Source organism: Methylobacterium sp. NPDC080182, from assembly GCF_050281105.1.
Taxonomy (GTDB): Bacteria; Pseudomonadota; Alphaproteobacteria; order Rhizobiales; family Beijerinckiaceae; genus Methylobacterium.
The window spans coordinates 76,571-94,540 of record NZ_JBNNWO010000010.1; the positions used below are offsets into that span (position 1 = coordinate 76,571).

The 17,970-nt window shown below is 66.8% G+C and carries 12 protein-coding genes and 1 tRNA gene; 10 read left to right on the forward strand and 3 right to left on the reverse strand.

Annotation, left to right across the window (positions count from 1 at the left end; all coding sequences use genetic code 11):
- Window positions 1-47: 47 nt before the first annotated feature.
- Window positions 48-1,160: a hypothetical protein gene (locus tag ACQKQD_RS18010; protein ID WP_427509065.1), complete on the forward strand. Its 1,113-nt coding sequence runs from the start codon at window positions 48-50 to the stop codon at window positions 1,158-1,160.
- Window positions 1,161-1,725: 565 nt separating this feature from the next.
- Here ACQKQD_RS18010 and ACQKQD_RS18015 read toward each other — a convergent pair.
- On the reverse strand, window positions 1,726-3,447 hold the full coding sequence (locus ACQKQD_RS18015; protein WP_427509066.1) for a hypothetical protein: 1,722 nt from the start codon (window positions 3,445-3,447) through the stop codon (window positions 1,726-1,728).
- A 439-nt stretch (window positions 3,448-3,886) separates the two neighbouring features.
- Here ACQKQD_RS18015 and ACQKQD_RS18020 point away from each other — a divergent pair, with 439 nt between their 5' ends.
- Window positions 3,887-5,530, forward strand: a complete 1,644-nt coding sequence (locus tag ACQKQD_RS18020; RefSeq protein ID WP_427509067.1) for a porin — start codon at window positions 3,887-3,889, stop codon at window positions 5,528-5,530.
- Between the two features lie 1,067 nt (window positions 5,531-6,597).
- Here the strand turns inward: ACQKQD_RS18020 and ACQKQD_RS18025 are convergent.
- Window positions 6,598-7,908 carry a hypothetical protein gene (locus ACQKQD_RS18025; protein WP_427509068.1) on the reverse strand — a complete coding sequence of 437 codons (1,311 nt, stop codon included), beginning with the start codon at window positions 7,906-7,908 and terminating at the stop codon, window positions 6,598-6,600.
- Window positions 7,909-8,048: 140 nt separating this feature from the next.
- Window positions 8,049-8,126, reverse strand: a tRNA-Pro gene (locus tag ACQKQD_RS18030).
- 139 nt (window positions 8,127-8,265) lie between these two features.
- Between ACQKQD_RS18030 and ACQKQD_RS18035 the strand changes: the two genes are divergently transcribed.
- The 8 genes from ACQKQD_RS18035 (at window position 8,266) to ACQKQD_RS18070 (ending at window position 17,947) form a co-directional block, all read left to right on the forward strand.
- The gene (locus ACQKQD_RS18035; RefSeq protein WP_427509069.1) at window positions 8,266-9,546 is read left to right on the forward strand and encodes a glycosyltransferase family 4 protein; all 1,281 of its coding nucleotides are present in this window, start codon (window positions 8,266-8,268) and stop codon (window positions 9,544-9,546) included.
- A 161-nt stretch (window positions 9,547-9,707) separates the two neighbouring features.
- Entirely contained in the window at window positions 9,708-10,028 is a 321-nt protein-coding gene (locus tag ACQKQD_RS18040) for a rhodanese-like domain-containing protein (RefSeq protein WP_427509070.1), read from the forward strand.
- A gap of 145 nt (window positions 10,029-10,173) precedes the next feature.
- Window positions 10,174-11,328 carry an efflux RND transporter periplasmic adaptor subunit gene (locus tag ACQKQD_RS18045; RefSeq protein WP_091676637.1) on the forward strand — a complete coding sequence of 385 codons (1,155 nt, stop codon included), beginning with the start codon at window positions 10,174-10,176 and terminating at the stop codon, window positions 11,326-11,328.
- Between the two features lie 107 nt (window positions 11,329-11,435).
- A complete protein-coding gene (locus tag ACQKQD_RS18050) occupies window positions 11,436-14,633 on the forward strand; it encodes an efflux RND transporter permease subunit (protein ID WP_427509071.1) in 3,198 nt (1,065 codons plus the stop codon).
- Window positions 14,634-14,750: 117 nt separating this feature from the next.
- Entirely contained in the window at window positions 14,751-15,269 is a 519-nt protein-coding gene (locus tag ACQKQD_RS18055) for a hypothetical protein (RefSeq protein ID WP_427509072.1), read from the forward strand.
- 75 nt (window positions 15,270-15,344) lie between these two features.
- Window positions 15,345-16,124 (forward strand): lysophospholipid acyltransferase family protein, encoded by a 780-nt coding sequence (locus ACQKQD_RS18060; RefSeq protein WP_091976381.1) that lies wholly within the window; start codon window positions 15,345-15,347, stop codon window positions 16,122-16,124.
- Between the two features lie 132 nt (window positions 16,125-16,256).
- Window positions 16,257-16,703, forward strand: coding sequence for a hypothetical protein (locus ACQKQD_RS18065; protein WP_012319408.1), 447 nt, complete (start codon window positions 16,257-16,259; stop codon window positions 16,701-16,703).
- A 137-nt stretch (window positions 16,704-16,840) separates the two neighbouring features.
- Window positions 16,841-17,947 (forward strand): DUF2125 domain-containing protein, encoded by a 1,107-nt coding sequence (locus ACQKQD_RS18070; RefSeq protein WP_427509073.1) that lies wholly within the window; start codon window positions 16,841-16,843, stop codon window positions 17,945-17,947.
- The last annotated feature ends 23 nt before the right edge of the window (window positions 17,948-17,970 follow it).

The following is a 17,970-nucleotide window of genomic DNA, read 5'->3' on the forward strand; positions in this document are numbered from 1 at the left end:
TACCCTCGCCAGCCCGACAGCCTTAGGTTCGCGTCGGCGAGGTATGGATGAACGAGTTCCTGAAGTGGGCACAAGCGCTGCTCGGGCCCGCCGTACCAGTTGCTGCAATCGGCGCTATAGCGGTCGGACTCGGACACTTCCTCGATTCGCATCTGAAGCCGACGGTGCGCTCGGCTTATCTCACGTATCTACGGGAGGGCCGATTCAAGGATGGCTCGCACGCGGTCGTCGATGCCGCCGCCGACGCCATGAACATCATCTTCGGTCCGCGGCATCTGAGTTGGCGATGCTTCTTCGCATCCGCCGCGGTGACGATCTCCAGCATCGTCCTGCTCGTCGCGCTATCCGGGATCTTCTCGTTCTGGATCAGCTCGTACCTGGACGGGCCGCCGCTCGCCTTCCTGAAAGCCTATTGGCTCGCGGAACCCATAAGCCGGCTGAAGGCCGCTCTGAGCTGGATGATCTGGAGCATCCCCGTTGACTACGTCGCGCTGTACAAGACGCGGCTCGTGATCCGGGTACTGCGCCGGCATACCCGATGGGGGCCGCTGGTCTGTTTAGGCGACTTCATGGCGGGATTCACGATCTACGTCGCCGGCGTCTCGATCCTGTCCCTGCTGCCGCTGCTGTTGAGTACCAGTTGGATCTCACCACCGGCTGTCTCATTCGAGATGGCGATGGTGTTCATGTTCATCATGATCTGGTGGGCGAGAGCGCACGTCCCAGGTCTCGAGGGGGCAGGCATTGCGCAGGGCCTCCCGGCCGATCAGGTCGCAGCGCTACTCCACGGCGATATCCCTCAGACCGTGCTCGGGATGGCCTTCTTGGTGCAGCTGATCCCCTTCGTCACGATCGGGTCAGATCTCTTCTACGCATCCATGATGCCGTCGATCTGGCTCTGGTTGTTCGTAGCGTCGGTGTTCATCGCCAAGATCATCAGCGGCGTCGGTGCGTACCTCCAATTCGTCCTGACGCGCTTTCGGAAGCCGAAGCGTACGGTGGCGGTCACGGGAACGATCCTGATTCCTGTGATGCTGGCGATGATCTACGTCGTCACGCTGCTACCTTACATCTTGACCGGTGTCTGGTTCGCCATCGCAGCGGTGCTCGGCCTGATTGGGGTGCTCGGAGAATACCTTCCCGCGCCGCTGGCGAAATAGTTGTGCACGTTGTACCGGTCACTGCCTCTTGAACAGCCCTAGCAACCAAAGGCGCGAATACGAGCGGTCTCCGCTTATGGACCGGCTGTCCATCCTCATCGGCCACTACGATCGACGCTACGACCTCGACCGCTCCGTTCTCGTCCCTGACTAGGGCAGGAACGGGATCTTGCTCAAAGCGGCCTGCAGGACCGGAATCGAGATCGTCCGCCGGTACGCGCCGGGAAGCTCCTGCATTCGGTCGATCATCGTATCGGTCATCTCGATCTCGCCACCGTGGTCTGCGCAACGGCTGTCGCCGAGCGCCCCTGCCGCCTGACAGGCCAACAGGATCTCGGCTGCATGTCCTGGGTCGCCGAGCGTCCCAACCGAAGATGGTTGCGACCTCGAGATCGGAGTTGACGAGGTGCGGCAGCCAATGAGATGAAGGGCCCACGCGTGTTTCGCCGCTTCGTAGCGAAAACTTCTACATCACCAAATCGACACCGGTTTGGCTGGTGCTTTGAACCACACGTCAGCGCAGATCGTATCGTTGACGAAGATCTACTGCCTGGGGATGGCGACCTCAGTCCGAGGCCGACTGATTCGGCTTGCCTAGGGCATCGTTCTCCACGGCCTCGGCTGCCTTTCGCGTCTTGGATGAACGTGTTGTTCTGGTGGTCGGAAGCGGCGACAGCAGCGATTCGCATGCGACCACGTCTTGGTCGAAGCTTGTCTCGCAGTTTGCGCAGATCTGCGGCAGCGCGTCGGCCCTCGTTTTGCGAGCTGTCGAACGGCACGTAGGGCACCGGACAGGCCATTCGGCTTCTACCTTGTTAAAGGTGATGCCGCGTTTCTGCGCTTGATGCTTGAGCGTCTGCAACAGTTCTGACGGCGCAGCGATGCGACGGTAATGAGCCACACGGTTCGAAACGAACGGACCCTCTGAACCCGGCGGTCTTCGAGCGGCGATCTCTCCTAACTTTACGTCGTTGACGATAAGCTCGGAGGCTTGATCCAGTACTTCAATGATCCTGTTCTGGTAGAAATGATCTCGGTGCCCGATTATCTTTCTGTGATGGTTGCGAAGCCAATCCACAAGCCGCTTGTGCTCCTTGCGCCACAACCACAGGTCGGTTCCAATATCCTCCCTGGCCTGGGCAAGAAAAAAGGCGCTCTCAAGGAATCTATCGAGGTCAGCAGGCCGTTTCTCCGGGATTGATTGGAACTGTCGGAGTAGATCTTGGAACGGCTGCGCAAAAGAGCTCGGATCAGTCCCTTGAATCTTATCCATGCCCAGCCCAGTGCTTAACCGTACTCGGCTTCGTAGCTCGTCGATCATCGAGAACGAATCCAGCAGCGTTGCTGGCAATATGATGAAGCTCGGCGGCTCTCCAGCGGTGACGACTGTCGCGACACGAAGGCCGGCTGGAACGCGTCGCCAGCCCGCATCGACCGCAACCCGTTTCTTATTGGTCGCCGCCGGGGCCGCCCGATCAGCTGCTCGCTTGCATATGAAGCTCGCCGCCCATCGCCACCTATTACCGTTGCGGCGACGCGTGATGATCACCTCGTTCACCTGACAATCCGCCGGTATTGGTCGATGCATGATCATCGGCCAGGATACGGTTCGGCGCTCGCCGTCCCGAACAAATACCGTGGCCGACAGGGTTGTGCGCTGAAGTCGGCGACGCTCCCCGCGGCTCTCGGACGACCATGCGCGCTTTGAAACCGGGCGCACCATGATCTGGCTCAGACTGCCGTCGAACAGGGCCTCCACATCGGCACCTCCTTGTAGGGTGTTGGTGATCCTGCCGTCGCCTCCACCGGAACGACGATGCATGGTTTGACCACCTCGAATGGCTGCACTCCGAGCCCTTTCGAAGGAGCGGATTAGGGCGTTGTAATTACCCCACCAGAGGCCGCTCTCCTGCCGCGCTAACTTGACCTCTTCGCGTCGAGAGGCTTCCAGCGCACGAAGTTCATCTGCCTTCTGACGGGTCACATCCTTCTGAATGATCGCAAGCTGCCGCTTTGACGCGACAACGTCAGATGCCGCAGCGTTTGTGGCGACGAGGCTGTCGTACTGAGCTTTTGCCTCGGAGAATCCCACATCTCGAGATATGCACTCCAAATATTTTAAGATGTATTTTTCGTGGATGTCGACAAGTTTATTCCAGAGTGAGTCCAGAAGGCGCATTTCAGTTTCGCAATCGTCAGCCCACCCGCTTGGCTGGAGAAGTCCGTACTTGCGGATTAAGACTTCAGTCTTGATGCTACCGGAGACGTCGCTGACCGCATCGGTCATCAATTATGCCCACAATGAGAAACAGGGAAGATTTGCCGCCGACACCCTAGTTTGGCCGGCTCAAAGCTCGCAACATAACACGGCGCCGATTCTGTTTCTGTGATTCCCCACATTCCACAGCGTCCGCCTTGACCTGCCTCGAAACGCAGCACACCTGCCGAAAAGTGTCGCGGCCATGCCGATACAGCAAGCCTTTGCCGGCAAATGCCTTCCGGAATTGTGGCGATCCAGCAACATCGCCTTGGAACTGGTAAAGGCCGGCGGAATCCGCGTTGCTCCCCAGAACGTGTTCGCACATGGTGAAGCTGCACGGGGGCATCGCCAAGCGAGAGCCCGCAGGAGCCTGCCACCTAAGACGCAGGCCACTACGCACTACGCGGCCAGATCCGGAAAACCGGGCACGTCCGCACCATTGGGTCTCGAAGCTTTGGAGATGTCTATGAAGCTCTTGAAGAGCTCATTGCTCGGGTCTGCTGCTGCGTTCGCGGCGGTAGGCGCAGCCCACGCCGCCGACCTCCCGGTCAAGAAGGCGGTTCCGATCGAGTACGTCCGCGTCTGCGGCGCCTACGGCGCTGGCTTCTTTTATATCCCGGGCACCGACACTTGCCTGCGTCTCTCCGGCCGCGCCCGGTTCGAGGGCGGTTACCAGACCGCCTACTCGCGGGCTAACGGTGTCGGCGACACTGCTGGCTACGGCACCCGGATGCGCATCAACCTCGATGCCCGCACCCAGACCGCTTACGGCACGCTGCGCGCCTTCGTTCGCCTCGACGCCGGCTACCGCTCGGGCGGTCCTTACGGCGGCGGCACCTCCGGCACGCAGCAGCGTATCGGTCAAGCCTTCCCGGGCCTTGGCCAGGATCAGTTCGGCCGCGCCCAGCAATTCGTGAACGTGGACAAGGCGTTCATCCAGTTCGCCGGCATGACCGCCGGTCGCGCCTCGTCGTTCTTCGACTTCTACGCCCACGACTTCGAATTCTCCGGCGCCACAGCTGGCTCGGACGTGTTCTCGACGAACCTGCTGGCCTACACCGCCACAATCGGCAACGGCCTGTCGGCCACGATCTCGGTCGAAGATCCGACGTTCCGCCGCAGCACGATCTTCTCGCCGAACGGCGTCACGGCCCAGGTGACCAACGGCGCGGTTCAGAACTTTGGTCTCACCGCGCTGCCGACCCCCGTGTTCGTTGGCTACACCAACGGTGTCCCCACTCGGTTCAGCTCGATCGATGTGATCGAGCGTAACCGTATGCCCGACTTTGTTGGCGCTGTGCGGCTCGACCAGGCTTGGGGCTCCGCGCAGGTGTCGGCTGCCGTGCACGAGCTCAATGTCGGTAATCTCTCGACTGCTGCGACGACGGGCAGCAACGCCCCGCTCGTCAACATTCGGCACAGCAATAGCGAATACGGCTACGCGGTCCAGGGCGGCCTGAAAGTCAACACTCCCTTCATCGCGCCGGGTGATGCGTTCTATCTGCAGGCCGCATATGGTTCCGGCGCTCAGCTCTACACTGGTTACTCTTCGTACTCCGGAACTTACAACCAGAGCGCTACGACCATTCAGGGCCAGAAGTTCTCGCAGTACTTCTCGGATGCAACGATCAACCCGGTCACGGGCCAGATCCAGAAGTCGGATAGCTGGACGGTTTCCGCAGCATACCTGCACTACTGGGCTCCTGAGTGGCGTTCGGCCGTGTTCGGCAGCTACGGCGAGATGAACTTCTCGGCCGCCTCCCGCCTTGGTCAGGGTCTGGTGTTCAATGCGGTGAACCCCGCCAACTCCTTTGGATCCAACGGCGTCGGTACCCCCGGCACCCGGTTCTTCAACCTGAGCCAAGCCCTGCGTGACACGTACCAGTTCGTCGCTGGCGCGAACATCATCTGGTCGCCCGTCAAGGATCTCGATATCGGTGTCGAGGGCTTCTACACGCAGATCGGCGTGAAGAATGGCCGTGTCATTGATAACGACAAGGATCCGACGGCTTACAGCCGCGTCGCTCAGATCAATGCTGGTGGCGCCGTTCGCACTGCGACACAGGACTCGGTCTCCCAGATCCGCGTCCGCGTCCAGCGCGACTTCTAAGCCGCGTATCGACACGGCATCGAGGACTCATCGCCTCGGTGCCACCTGAACCCCGTGCTCTACGGAACCTCCAGGCCCGGCCATTGTGCCGGGCCTTTTCATGTTCGATCGTGCGCGCTGTCACGCTCCGACCCTCGGAAGTCGACGAGCAACATGATTTCGCCTGCCGACCCAGCCGCTTCACAGCCGTTCGCGCTTCCAGACCTCGCTAATCACCTGTCGCAGCATCATCTCGTTGTATGGATACATTCTCTCGACGACCCTGAACGTTGCTGCGAAGCCGTCGATTTAGGTTGAGTGCTTGTCGTCCAAGCCGAGCGAATCTGGTATTCGGTTCAAGCGCGCCTACGTGGAAGCGCTCTGATGCGCGAGGTTGTTGATGCACAATGATCAGACTAATGATCGTCATAGGAGCGCTTGATGCTACCGCGACTGCGTCTATTGCTCAAGTGAATGAGAAGCGAGAGCGCTGCCTGTCTGAGGCCGTAATAGCGGGTGTCTATTCCCGAATTCCCGGCAAGGGATCAAGCGCATTTAATCGTTATACTATGCCACAGCGTCAGGAGTTCATGCGCAAGTGCATGTCTCGACGCTAACCTGCCTGGATCGCTACATCGCTGCGTTCGTTGAAAACGCGCGCGGAGCGTTGCCGCATATCGGACCGACGGCGGCCGAGTAGGCGACCTTGATGGGCCTGCTGCTGTCCATCCGGACCGTCTGCTCTCCAGGCAGGGATGTTCACGTCCCAGGCCGCACCCGCCGAGGTTGTGGGCATTACGGAGCTAATCAGCCGCGCTGTCTGGATCCCGCTCGCTGTCTCGCTGGGCGGGCGGTGCCGTCGAGGTCGAGGATCTCCGTGCTGATCTCAACGGCGCCATCAGCCCCCCGCCTGGCAGGGGATCAAGCGCATGGGATTCTCGATCCGCCAGTTGGCCAATCCCGGCCGCCAGTGAGCCTGCGGGGCTTCGCTAAGAGAGTCGATGAAGGGATCTCTCCCGCCGATCTCAACCCAGCCGCGATCTTGCTCAGGTGCCGATGCCTCGCCGCCCGTGCCGGCACCGGCTGATCTAGTTGCCGATATGGCGCAGCTTCACATAGGTGCGGAACACCGGATCGGTGAACTCGTACAGGCCACGCGCATCCGGCGTCTTCACCAGGACCGGCCCGTAGCGCTCTTCGATCAGTCGCGGGAGAAGCTGATCGATGTACTCGATGCCGAGGTCCTGTGCGGTCGATCGGCTCTGGCGGAGGACGACCTGACCGAGTGTGGCGTCGAACTTGGTCTCGTCGGCGGACTGCTCGGCCAGCAGCGTGAGCAGCATGGCGCGGTCGTCCGAGGCTCCAATCGCGCGCTGGTACTTCGCCTCGAGGTTCGGGAACGCCTGACCGGAGCGGATCTTGCTCAGGACGACATCGAGGATAGCGTCGTCGATCCGGTTCGTGCCCCGGTTGTTGGCCTCCTGCACGCACGCCCGACCGAAGAGCTGGGCGAAGTAGGGATAGCCCTCCGAGAACTCCGAGACGCGCCGGACCATGCTGGGCGCGAACTCCAGCCGGTCGCCCGACAGCTTGGTGGCGACGGCGAAGATCTCCTCGGTCTCGGGCATCGTCATCGGCCTGACGTAGACCGCGCCCTGCTCAATCAGGCGATCGACCGAGCTATGGTCGGCGACCAACTCGCCGATGTCCTGGCCGATCCCGCAGATGCCGAACTTGACCTTGTCGCTGGTGAGGGACTTGATCAGAGAGCCGAGGCCCGCCTTGTCCTTGATCACGTCGAACTCGTCCAACAGGATCAGGACGGAGTCGCGCTTGTTGAACAGGCGGTTGTTGGCCTCGACGACGGCGTTAGTGAAATTCCGGAACGTCTGGATGATGTCGCCGGGGACGGCGCTGGAGTACTTCGTCGCGTCCTGCTCGCGCACGCCCCACTTAAGCACCTTCAGGTCGAAGCCGCCGGTGCTCTCATCGGTCCGGGTGAACTCGGCTAGTTCCTTGCCGCCGTCGGGGACGAGACGGAGCAGGCCGTCGAGCGGATCGCTGTCGTTGCACAGCCGCGTGACGAGGTCGTTCGCGTTGGTGATGATCGAATCGCAGGCGTAGTAGACCGTGAAATACCGGCGTGGCTTGGGCGGGATGATGTGAGCGAGCCCGGCCCGGCGGACCAGCTCGTAGTTCCCGGTGGCCAAATCCTGGATCTGTCGGAGCAGCGACGACTTCCCGACGCCGCGCTTGCCGTAGATGGCGATCAGTCCCTGCGGCGAGTTGAGCGCCGTAACGCTGTTGGCGATGAGGTCGGATCTGCCCACGAAGCGCTTGGGGTCGCGAATCACGCTCGACGTGAAGCACGACTCCGGATCGATGACCTTGAACGCCAATACGCTTCTCCCGACGGTCAGAAAGCCATTCGAGAGCCGTGGGCACCCACGTTGGCTTACTGACTGATTACTAAAGCGTAGTTCCAGTAAGCCAGCCTCTCCGGTTCAGAGGCTAAGTCGTTGCCGTAGCGGGTGTTTTTTGGTCGGAGTGGCGGGATTCGAACCCACGACCCCTAGTCCCCCAGACTAGTGCGCTAACCGGGCTGCGCTACACTCCGACGCCGCTAGGGCTCGCGGCTCTTAGCCTCCGCGCCGCGCCCGCGCAAGCCCTTCGGCGCGCGGGCCGCGCGGATGTGCTGGCTCTCGCGGGTCAGGCCCGTTACGGGGAGGCCTCGCCCCCACGATTGCCAGAGGATCATGACGGACCGACCGATCGCCTTCGATCTCACGCGCCTCGTCACGCGGCTGCGCCACGCGAGCCCGTCGGGCATCGACCGCGTCGACCTCGCCTACGCGCGCGCCTATCTCGGCCGGGCGGAGACGGGCGTCGGCGTCGTCTCCACGGCGTTCGGACCGCGCATCCTCGACCGCGCGCAGGCGCTGGAGATCGTCGAGGCCGTGGCGGCCGGCTGGGTCGAGGACCGGGACGCCGCGTCGGACCCGGTCTACCGGCGGCTCGCGTCCCGCTGCGGCGATCCCGCCGCCGCACCGCCGCCCGGCGCAGGACCGCAGGCCGGGTCCGCCGACCGGCGGCGGATCCAGGCGCGCAAGACCGTCGACATCGCGCTGCGCGGCCGGTCGGTCGCGATCCTGCCCCGGGACGCGCTCTATTTGCACACCTCGCACCTGCGCCTCGACGACCCGCGGCGGTTCGACTGGCTCTATAGCCGGCGGGACGTGCGGGCGGCGTTCTTCGTCCACGACCTCATCCCGATCACCCACCCGGAATACGGCCGGTCCGGTGAGGCCGACCGGCACCGGGCGCGCCTGCGCACGATCGGGCGGCACGCCTCCGCCATCCTGGTGAATTCGGAGGATACCGGCCGGCGCACCCTCGCGCATCTCGCCGCCGAGGGGTTCGGGCGGCCGCCGGTGGCCGTGGGCCATCTCGGGGTCGAGACCGCCTTCGGCCACGCCGGGCCCCGATTCACCCCCGACCGGCCGACCTTCCTGGTCTGCGGCACCATCGAGTCGCGCAAGAACCACCTGCTGCTGTTCCAGATCTGGCGGCTCCTGGCCGAGCGCCACGGGGCGGCTGCACCCCGGCTCGTCGTGGTCGGGCGCCGGGGCTGGGAGGCGGAGAGCGCCATCGACATGCTGGAGCGCTGCCCCGGCGTGCGCGCCCACGTCATCGAGGCCTCGGGATTGTCGACCCACGGTCTGGCGGCGCTGATGCGCAGCTGCACCGCCCTGCTGATGCCGTCCTTCACCGAGGGCTACGGCATCCCCGTCGTCGAGGCCGCGGCCTCGGGGCTGCCGGTGATCGCCTCTGACATCGCCGTCCACCGCGAGATCGCCGACGGCTTCGCGCTGTTCCGCGATCCCCTGGACGGTCCGGGCTGGATCGAGGCGATCGAGGCGCTCGCGCGGCCCGACGGGTCGCTCCGCGCCGAACTGGCCGGCCGGCTCGCCGGGTACCGGCCGCCGGACTGGCCCGCGCATTTCGCGGCCGTGGCGCCGACCCTCGCGGCGCTCTGACAGTGGCCCCGATCCGCTCCGGGCCGGGCCTCCTCGGCCGCCTGCCCCCCGGCCGACGGTCGCGGGACGACGACGCACGTTGCGCCGCCGGGGTCTGACGAATAAGGAAAAGCGTCAGTCAGCCAGCCTGGCCGAGAGCGGGCGGAACGGAGATCCTGCCGATGCGGGTGGTCGACCTCGATCGCGAGACGGTCAAGCAGGGGCTCGATGACGGCTCGATGCTGATCATCGACGTCCGTGAGCCGCACGAGTACGAGGCCGGGCACATCCCCGGCGCCGTCTCGCACCCGCTCTCCGGCTTCGACCCACAGGCGGTCGCGGCCCTCGTCGCCGAGGACGGCCGGCGGGCGGTGTTCTCGTGCGCCTCGGGCGTCCGCTCGGTCCACGCGCTCATGGCGGCGCAGAATGCCGGGCTCGACCTCGCCGAACACTACAAGGGCGGTTTCAAGGACTGGTACAGCGCGGGCGAAACGGTCGCCTGATCTGCCGTTTCAATCCGGCTCGCGGGACCGTGATGTGCGTTCGCGCACAAGCAACACCGTCGACCGCGGGTTACGGCGCACCCGCGGCGGAACAATCGTCAAGCCCGGCGCGACCGGACGGTCGGCCAACGGACAGCAGGACCCGATGCGCAGCCGGCTTCCCAGCCTACTCACCGTCTTGTCAGGCCTGATCGCGGCTCTCGCGGCAGGCCCCCTCGCGACTCCGGCCCGCGCGCAGGCGCCGGGCGGCCCGCCGCCCAAGGTCACCGTGGCCAAGCCCGTGGTGCGCCAGATCGTCGAGCAGGATCAGTATACCGGCCGCTTCGACGCGATCGATTACGTCGAGGTCCGCGCCCGCGTCACCGGCTACCTCGAGAAGATCAACTTCGTCGACGGCCAGACGGTGAAGAAGGGCGACGTCCTGTTCGTGATCGACCGGCGCCCCTACAAGGCGGCGCTGGAGCAGGCCCAGGCGGCCCTGGCCTCCGCCAAGGCGCGCCAGTCCTTCTCGCAGACGGACCTGGAGCGCGCGCAGACCCTGTCCCGCAGCGGCAACATCTCCGAGCAGGTCACTGACCAGCGCCGGCAGGCCTCGCAGACCGCCCAGGCCGACGTCGACAGCGCCCAGGCCGCCCTCAACAACGCCCAGCTGAACTACGACTTCAGCGAGGTGAAGGCGCCGATCAACGGCCGCATCAGCCGCCGCCTGGTGACCGAGGGCAACATCGTCAGCGCCGACCAGACCATGCTGACGACGATCGTGTCCCTCGACCCGATCTATTTCAGCTACACGGTCGATGAGAAGTCGTTCCTCAAGTACCAGAACAGCCTCGGCATCGGCATGGGCCAGACCCAGCAGGGCAAGGGCGTGCCGATCCTGATCGCCCTGTCCGGCGAGGCGAAGCCCACCCGCAAGGGCACGCTCGACTTCGTCGACAACCGCGTCGACAACGCCACCGGCACGATCCTGCTGCGCGCGACCGTCCCGAACCCCGACCTGTTCATCAAGCCCGGCCTGTTCGGCATCGTCTCGATGCCGGCGACCAAGCCGTTCCAGGGCATCCTGCTGCCCGACGACGCTGTGGCGGCCAACCAGGACAAGCGGATCGTCTACATCGTCGGGCCCGAGAACGTGATCCAGCAGAAGGACGTCGTGCTGGGACCGAAGGTCGACGGCTACCGGGTGATCCAGTCAGGGCTGAAGGGCGACGAGACCGTGGTGGTCAACGGCCTGTCCCGCGTCCGGCCGGGCGCGAAGGTCACCCCCGAGACGATCGAATTGCCCCCGAGCAAGACCTGAGCCCCCGGGGCTCGACACGAACGCCTTCGTGCGCGCCGCGCGGCGCGCCCCGCACCGACGACGCAGGGCCCCGTCCGGGAGACCGGCGGGCCTCAGAGGTTTGACCGATGCGTTTCGCCCATTTCTTCGTCGACAGACCGATCTTCGCGTCCGTCACGTCGATCGTCTTCCTGATCCTCGGCTTCGTGGCCTACGAGAGCCTGCCGGTCTCGCAGTACCCCGAGATCGTGCCGCCGACCGTGACGGTGCGCGCCTCCTATCCGGGTGCCAACGCCGAGACCGTGGCCGCCACGATCGCGACGCCGATCGAGCAGGAGGTCAACGGCGTCGACAACATGCTCTACATGACGTCGTTGTCGACCAACGACGGCAACATGCTGCTGACCGTGACCTTCAAGGTCGGCACCAACCTCGATATCGCGAACGTGCTGGTGCAGAACCGGCTCTCGGTGGCGCAGCCGCGCCTGCCGCCGGACGTGCGCAACCTCGGCGTCACGGTCCGCAAGGCGTCGCCCGACCTGATGCTGGTCGTGCACCTGCTCTCGCCGAACAAGACCTACGACCAGAACTACCTCGCCAACTACATCTACCTGAACATCCGCGACGAGCTGCTGCGCCTCGACGGCGTCGGCGACATCACCATCTTCGGCGGTAACGAGTACGCCGAGCGCGTCTGGGTCGACCCGAACAAGCTCGCCGCCTACGGCCTCTCGGTCACCGACGTCACGACGGCCCTGCAGGAGCAGAACGTGCAGGTGGCCGCCGGCCAGCTGAACGGTCCGCCGGCCGCCAAGGGCGAGGCGTTCCAGCTCGTCGTGCAGTCGCAGGCGCGGTTCAAGACGCCCGAGCAGTTCGCCGAGGTGATCATCAAGGCGCAGGACGGGCGCCTCGTCCGGGTCAAGGACATCGCCCGCGTCGAGATGGGCCAGAAGGACTACACGACCAACTCGTTCCTCAACGACACGCCCGCGGTCGGCATCGGCGCCTTCCAGCGGCCGGGCACCAACGCGCTCGACGCGGCGGCGTCGGTCAAGAAGGTGATGGAGGAGGTCAAGAAGAACTTCCCGCCGGACGTCGAGTACCGCATCGCCTACAACCCGACGGAGTTCATCGAGGAATCGATCCACGAGGTCTACAAGACCCTGTTCGAGGCGGTCGGCCTCGTGGTCATCGTGGTGCTGGTGTTCCTCCAGAGCTGGCGGACCGCCCTGATCCCGGTCATCGCGATCCCGGTCTCGCTGATCGGCACCTTCGCGGCGATGGCCGCCTTCGGCTTCTCGCTGAACAACCTGACCCTGTTCGGGCTGGTGCTTGCGATCGGCATCGTGGTCGACGACGCGATCGTGGTGGTGGAGAACGTCGAGCGCAACATGGCCGAGGGCCTGTCGCCGGGCGACGCCGCCCACAAGACCATGGACGAGGTCGGCGGCGCGGTCATCGCCATCGCGCTGGTGCTCGCCGCGGTGTTCGTGCCGACGGCGTTCATCCCGGGCATCTCGGGCCAGTTCTACAAGCAGTTCGCGCTCACCATCGCGGCCTCGACCCTGATCTCGGCCTTCAACTCGCTGACCCTGTCGCCGGCGCTCTGCAAGCTGCTGCTGGTGCCCCACCACGCCCGCAAGGAGCCGAAGTTCTTCCTGACGCGGTTCGTGAACTGGCTGGCGAACGGCTTCAACCGCGCCTTCGACGCCACGTCGAACGCCTACGGCCGGACGATCCGGGTGCTCACCGGCGGGATCGTGGGCTTGGGCGTGATGCTGCTGGTCTACGCCGCGGTGATCGCTGGCACGCTCCACCTCGCGCAGACGACCCCCACGGGCTTCATCCCGGACCAGGATCAGGGCTACCTGATCGGCGTCGTCCAGCTCCCGTCCGGCTCCTCCCTCGACCGCACCACGGAGGTGTGCCTGCGCGCCGCCAAGCAGGCCCGGACGGTCGACGGCGTGGCCAACGCGGTGATCATCGCGGGCTTCGACGGCGCGACCTTCACCAACACGACCAATGCCGGCGTGATGTTCCTGACGCTGAAGGGGGCGAAGGAGCGCGCGGAAGTGGGTCGGAGCGCGGCCGTCATCACCGGCGACGTGCTGAAGGCGACCTCGGACATCCAGGAGGCGCGGGTCATCGTGATCCCGCCGCCGCCCGTCCGCGGTCTCGGCAACGGCGGCGGCTTCAAGATGCAGATCGAGAGCCGCCAGTCCTCGGATATCGGCCCGCTCATGGCCGCCGCCGGCGAGGTGATCGCCCAGGCGAACCAGAGCGCGGACGTGCAGCGCGTGTTCACGACCTTCGACAACTCGACGCCGCAGCTCTTCCTCGACATCGACCGCACCATCGCGCGGATGCTCAACGTGCCGCTGGCCAACGTGTTCTCGTCGGTCCAGGCGGATCTCGGCGGCACCTACGTCAACGACTTCAACACCCTGGGCCGCATCTACCAGGTGCGCCTGCAGGGCGACGCGGCGTTCCGCACGTCGGTGCAGGACATCTCGCAGATCAAGGTGCGCTCCTCCACCGGCGCCCTGGTGCCGATGGGCACCCTCGCCTCGGTGCGGGACGTGACCGGTCCGCAGATCGTGCAGCGGTTCAACCTGTACTATTCGGTCCCGGTGCAGGGCGTGGCCAAGCCCGGCGTCTCCACCGGACAGGCGCTCACCGCCATGGAGGAGATCGCCAAGAAGGCGCTGCCCGACGGCTACTCGTACGACTGGACCGAGATCGCCTACCAGCAGAAGGCGGCGAGCGGCACGGCCGGCGCGGTCTTCGCCCTCGGCGTGCTTCTGGTCTTCCTCGTGCTCGCCGCGCAGTACGAATCCTGGGCGCTGCCGCTCGCGATCCTGCTGGTGGTGCCGACCGGTGTGCTCGCCGCGCTCGCGGGCGTGCAGTTCCGGGGGCAGGACAACAACATCCTGACCCAGATCGGCTTGATCGTGCTCATCGGCCTCGCGGCGAAGAACGCGATCCTGATCGTCGAGTTCGCACACGACATCGAGCAGCGGGAGCATCGCGGCCCGGTCGAGGCGGCGGTCGAGGCCTGCCGTCTCCGCCTGCGCCCGATCCTGATGACCGCCTTCGCGTTCATCCTCGGCACCCTGCCGCTGGTCGTGGCGACCGGCCCCGGCGCCGAGATGCGCCAGGCGCTCGGCACCGCGGTGTTCTTCGGGATGATCGGCGCGACCTTCTTCGGCCTGTTCCTGACGCCGGTCTTCTACGTGGTGATCCGCCACCTCTCGATCTGGCTGGGCCGGTTCCGGAAGAAGCACACCCACGGCGATCCCGGCGGCGCCGCCCCGGCCCACGGCTGACGACCCCCGCGGCCGCCGTGACCGGGCCGTGAAATCCTGGAAGCCGCGCCGGACCCGCGAGGGTCGGGCGCGGCTTCCGCGCGACGGGCCGGGGCGCCCGGTGTAGAGGCTCGCGGCATGCACGCCCTCGGTCGCCTGATTCTCGGGGCCTTCGCCCTCCTGCTCGCGATCCCCGCCGGCTGCGCGGTCCTCGTCCTGGCGCTGCTCGTCGACCCGGCCGCCCAGGCCTGGCTGTCAGGCGGGGCGCTCGCCGGGCTCGACATGGCCCTGTCGGACCTCTCGGCCGGGCTGCCGCCGGAGGGGCTCGCCCTGCTCCTCGCCGGGCTCGCCAAGGCGCTGTTCGCGCTGCTGTTCGTGCCCCCGGCCGTGATCGGCCTCGGCGGCGAGATCCTCGGGCGTCGCGGCCTGCTGTGGTACGGCGCCGGCTGCGGACTGCTCACCGCCGCCCTCCCCTGGCTGACGCGCGGCGCGCTCCGGTCCGGCGGGGGAGCCCGCGACGCAGCCCTCCTCGCGGGCGAGGCGCGCCTGACGCTGATCCTGTTCTTGGTCGGCGCCAGCGCCGGCCTGGTCTACTGGCTGGTCGCCGGGCGCGGCGCGGGGCTCGTCCGGGACGGGCATCGCCCCGAGGTGACCTGACGCCCGCCCGGCACGTCGCCCTTGGCCGCGGACACGCGGGCGCGCTACAGGGGAGCCGCCACGACACGGTTCCCGATGCTCGCCCTCCGCTCTCTCGCCTTCAACGTCTGCTTCTACGCCGTCACGACGGTCCTGGCCTTCGCCGGCCTGCCCATGCTGGTCTCCGGCCGGTCGGTGCTGCGGCTCGCCCGCGCCTGGGGGCGGATCACCCTGTGGCTCCTGCGGGTCGTCGCGGGAACGCGGGTCGAGTTCCGCGGGCTGGAGAACATCCCGGCCGGCCCCCTGCTGGTGGCGGCCAAGCACCAGTCGGCCCTGGAGACGCTGGCCCTCTGCACGGTGCTGCCGAACTTCGCCTACATCCTGAAGAAGGAGCTGCTGCTCATCCCGCTGATCGGCTGGTACCTGTCGCGCAGCGGCATGGTGGCGATCGACCGGTCGAAGGGCAGCCGGGCCATGAGCCTGATGAACGCCGCCGCCGGCGCGGCGATCCGGGACGGCCGCCAGCTCATCATCTTCCCCGAGGGCACCCGGCGTCCGGTCGGGGCGCCGCCCGCCTACAAGCAGGGGCTCTCGCATCTCTACACCGCCCTGAACGTGCCCTGCCTGCCCGTGGCGCTGAACACCGGCCTGTTCTGGTCGCGCAACAGCCTCGTGCGCCGGCCGGGCCGGGCGGTTATCGAGTTCCTGCCGCCCATCCCGCCGGGCCTGCCCCGCCAGGAGTTCCAGGCGCTGGCCCAGGAGCGGCTCGAGACGGCCTCGAACGCCCTCGTCGAGGGCGGCCTCCAGGGCCTCGCGGCCGAGGGGCACGCCGTGCCGGCCGACGAGGCGCCGGCCGCCGCAGACGCCCGACGCTGAGCCGTTCGCGAGCGCGGTTTTCCGCGTCGGACCGGCGCCCGGCGGCTTGTGGATAACGGGCATCGTCGCCACATCTCGCTCTAGGAACGTCGCCCTTGACGCCTGTGGATATCGCGCGTTAGGTTAGAACAAATGGCGAACAGAAGAGCCCTGTCCTGGTCGGCCGCGCTCCGCGACCTGAAGGACGATCGCACCCGGAGGCAGGATGTGCGTGAAGAACGCCTCAAGACGACCGCGGGTCTGCGCGGCTCCCCCGCGCTCCCGCTCTCGGCCTGGCGCGGCCGCTCCGGCCGGCGCTACGTGGTCGGTGTCCACCCGGCCGGCGGCTTCGACCTCGACGAGATGGCGCAGGCCGTGGTGATCGCCGTCCGCCGGGACAATGCCGGCATTGCCGAGATGGTCTCGGTGGCGAGTTCCAGCGAGAGCCCGCGCGACCACCTGCGCCGGACCTGGCTCGACCGTGTCCGCCGACGGGGCGCCACCGAGATGCACGTCCACCGCCTCGCCGAGAACGAGGCCGAGCGGACGGCGATCGTCGAGGATCTGCAGGTCGACACCGTCGAGCCGGCGCAGGTCTGACCGGGAACGCGCCGTGCGCGGACGGATCGCGTCCGCGGCGGTCGACCCCGGGGCGGTGCTGCCCCAGTTTCGCCCCTTGCGTGGCCACAAGCCGGGGTCACGATGTCCCCGCGGGGACGGGTCGGGGAGCGGAACGCATGGTGCAGGATCGGACGCGGCCGGAGGGTGCCGCTGAGACAGCTCCGGTACGGGGCGCGCGGCGATCCCGGCGGGGGCTGTTCCTGCCCTACATCCTGCTCGCCCTCGTGGTCGTGGGCTGGTCGGCCGGCTGGCTGTGGATGCGGGAGCGTGCCGCCAGCGAGATCGACGGCTGGATCGCCCGCGAGGCGACCGCCAGACGCACCTGGACCTGCGCGGACCGATCCCTCGGCGGCTACCCGTTCCGCCTGGAGCTGCGCTGCAGCGCCGTGACCCTCGAGCGCGTCGACGGGCGCTTCCGGCTCGGGCCGAGCACGGCGGTGGCGCAGATCTACCAGCCCCGCCTGGTCGTCTTCGAGAGCGCGGGCCCCTTCCACGTCGAGCAGGGCCCGCTGACCGGCGACGCGTCCTGGACCGCGCTCCAGGGCAGCTTCCACGGCGCCGCGGGGGGCTTCAGCCGCGCGTCGCTGGTCGTCGACAAGCCCGACATCACCGTGACGGGCGCCGAGCCCGGCCCGATCGCGGTCTCGGGGCGGCACCTCGAGCTGCATGCCCGGCCGAGCCCGGGCCGCTTCGACTCCGACGGCGCCGTGGATGTCAGCCTGCGTCTGAACCAGGCGGCGGTACCGCAGCTCGACGCGGTCACCGGAACGCAGGATCCGGCCGACCTCGCCCTGGACGCGACCCTGACGCAGGCGACCGTGCTGCGCACCGGGACGGTGGCGCGCGAGCTGGAGCGCTGGCGTCAGGCCGGCGGTGCCCTGGACCTGACGGCCCTGTCGCTCGCCAAGGGCCCGCAGCGCGTCCAGGCGAAGGGCAGCCTCGCCCTCGACGCCGCCCACCGGCCCGCCGGGCAGATCGACCTGCGGGCGGCCGGCGTCGACGCGCTGGTCGGCAGCATCGTCGGCCAGCGCTTCGGCTCGGACAGGGGCGCGCTGGTGGGCCAGCTGGTCGGCGGGCTCCTGGGGCTGGCCCAGCGCCCCGGCCCGGACGCGCCGGCCGACGGGACGCCGCTGAAGGCGCTCCCGCCCCTGCGGCTCGTCGACGGCAAGCTCGTCTTCAGCGGCTTCCCGATCCCGAACGTCTACGTGCCGGCCCTGTACTAGGAGAGCGACCCTGCCGGCCGGCA

Bases quoted from the DNA above. Each gene is read 5' to 3' on its own strand.
- ACQKQD_RS18010 (WP_427509065.1), top strand. From the start codon at position 48: ATGAACGAGTTCCTGAAGTGGGCACAAGCGCTGCTCGGGCCCGCCGTA.
- ACQKQD_RS18015 (WP_427509066.1), bottom strand. From the start codon at position 3,447: ATGACCGATGCGGTCAGCGACGTCTCCGGTAGCATCAAGACTGAAGTC.
- ACQKQD_RS18020 (WP_427509067.1), top strand. From the start codon at position 3,887: ATGAAGCTCTTGAAGAGCTCATTGCTCGGGTCTGCTGCTGCGTTCGCG.
- ACQKQD_RS18035 (WP_427509069.1), top strand. From the start codon at position 8,266: ATGACGGACCGACCGATCGCCTTCGATCTCACGCGCCTCGTCACGCGG.
- ACQKQD_RS18040 (WP_427509070.1), top strand. From the start codon at position 9,708: ATGCGGGTGGTCGACCTCGATCGCGAGACGGTCAAGCAGGGGCTCGAT.
- ACQKQD_RS18045 (WP_091676637.1), top strand. From the start codon at position 10,174: ATGCGCAGCCGGCTTCCCAGCCTACTCACCGTCTTGTCAGGCCTGATC.
- ACQKQD_RS18050 (WP_427509071.1), top strand. From the start codon at position 11,436: ATGCGTTTCGCCCATTTCTTCGTCGACAGACCGATCTTCGCGTCCGTC.
- ACQKQD_RS18055 (WP_427509072.1), top strand. From the start codon at position 14,751: ATGCACGCCCTCGGTCGCCTGATTCTCGGGGCCTTCGCCCTCCTGCTC.
- ACQKQD_RS18060 (WP_091976381.1), top strand. From the start codon at position 15,345: ATGCTCGCCCTCCGCTCTCTCGCCTTCAACGTCTGCTTCTACGCCGTC.
- ACQKQD_RS18065 (WP_012319408.1), top strand. From the start codon at position 16,257: ATGGCGAACAGAAGAGCCCTGTCCTGGTCGGCCGCGCTCCGCGACCTG.
- ACQKQD_RS18070 (WP_427509073.1), top strand. From the start codon at position 16,841: ATGGTGCAGGATCGGACGCGGCCGGAGGGTGCCGCTGAGACAGCTCCG.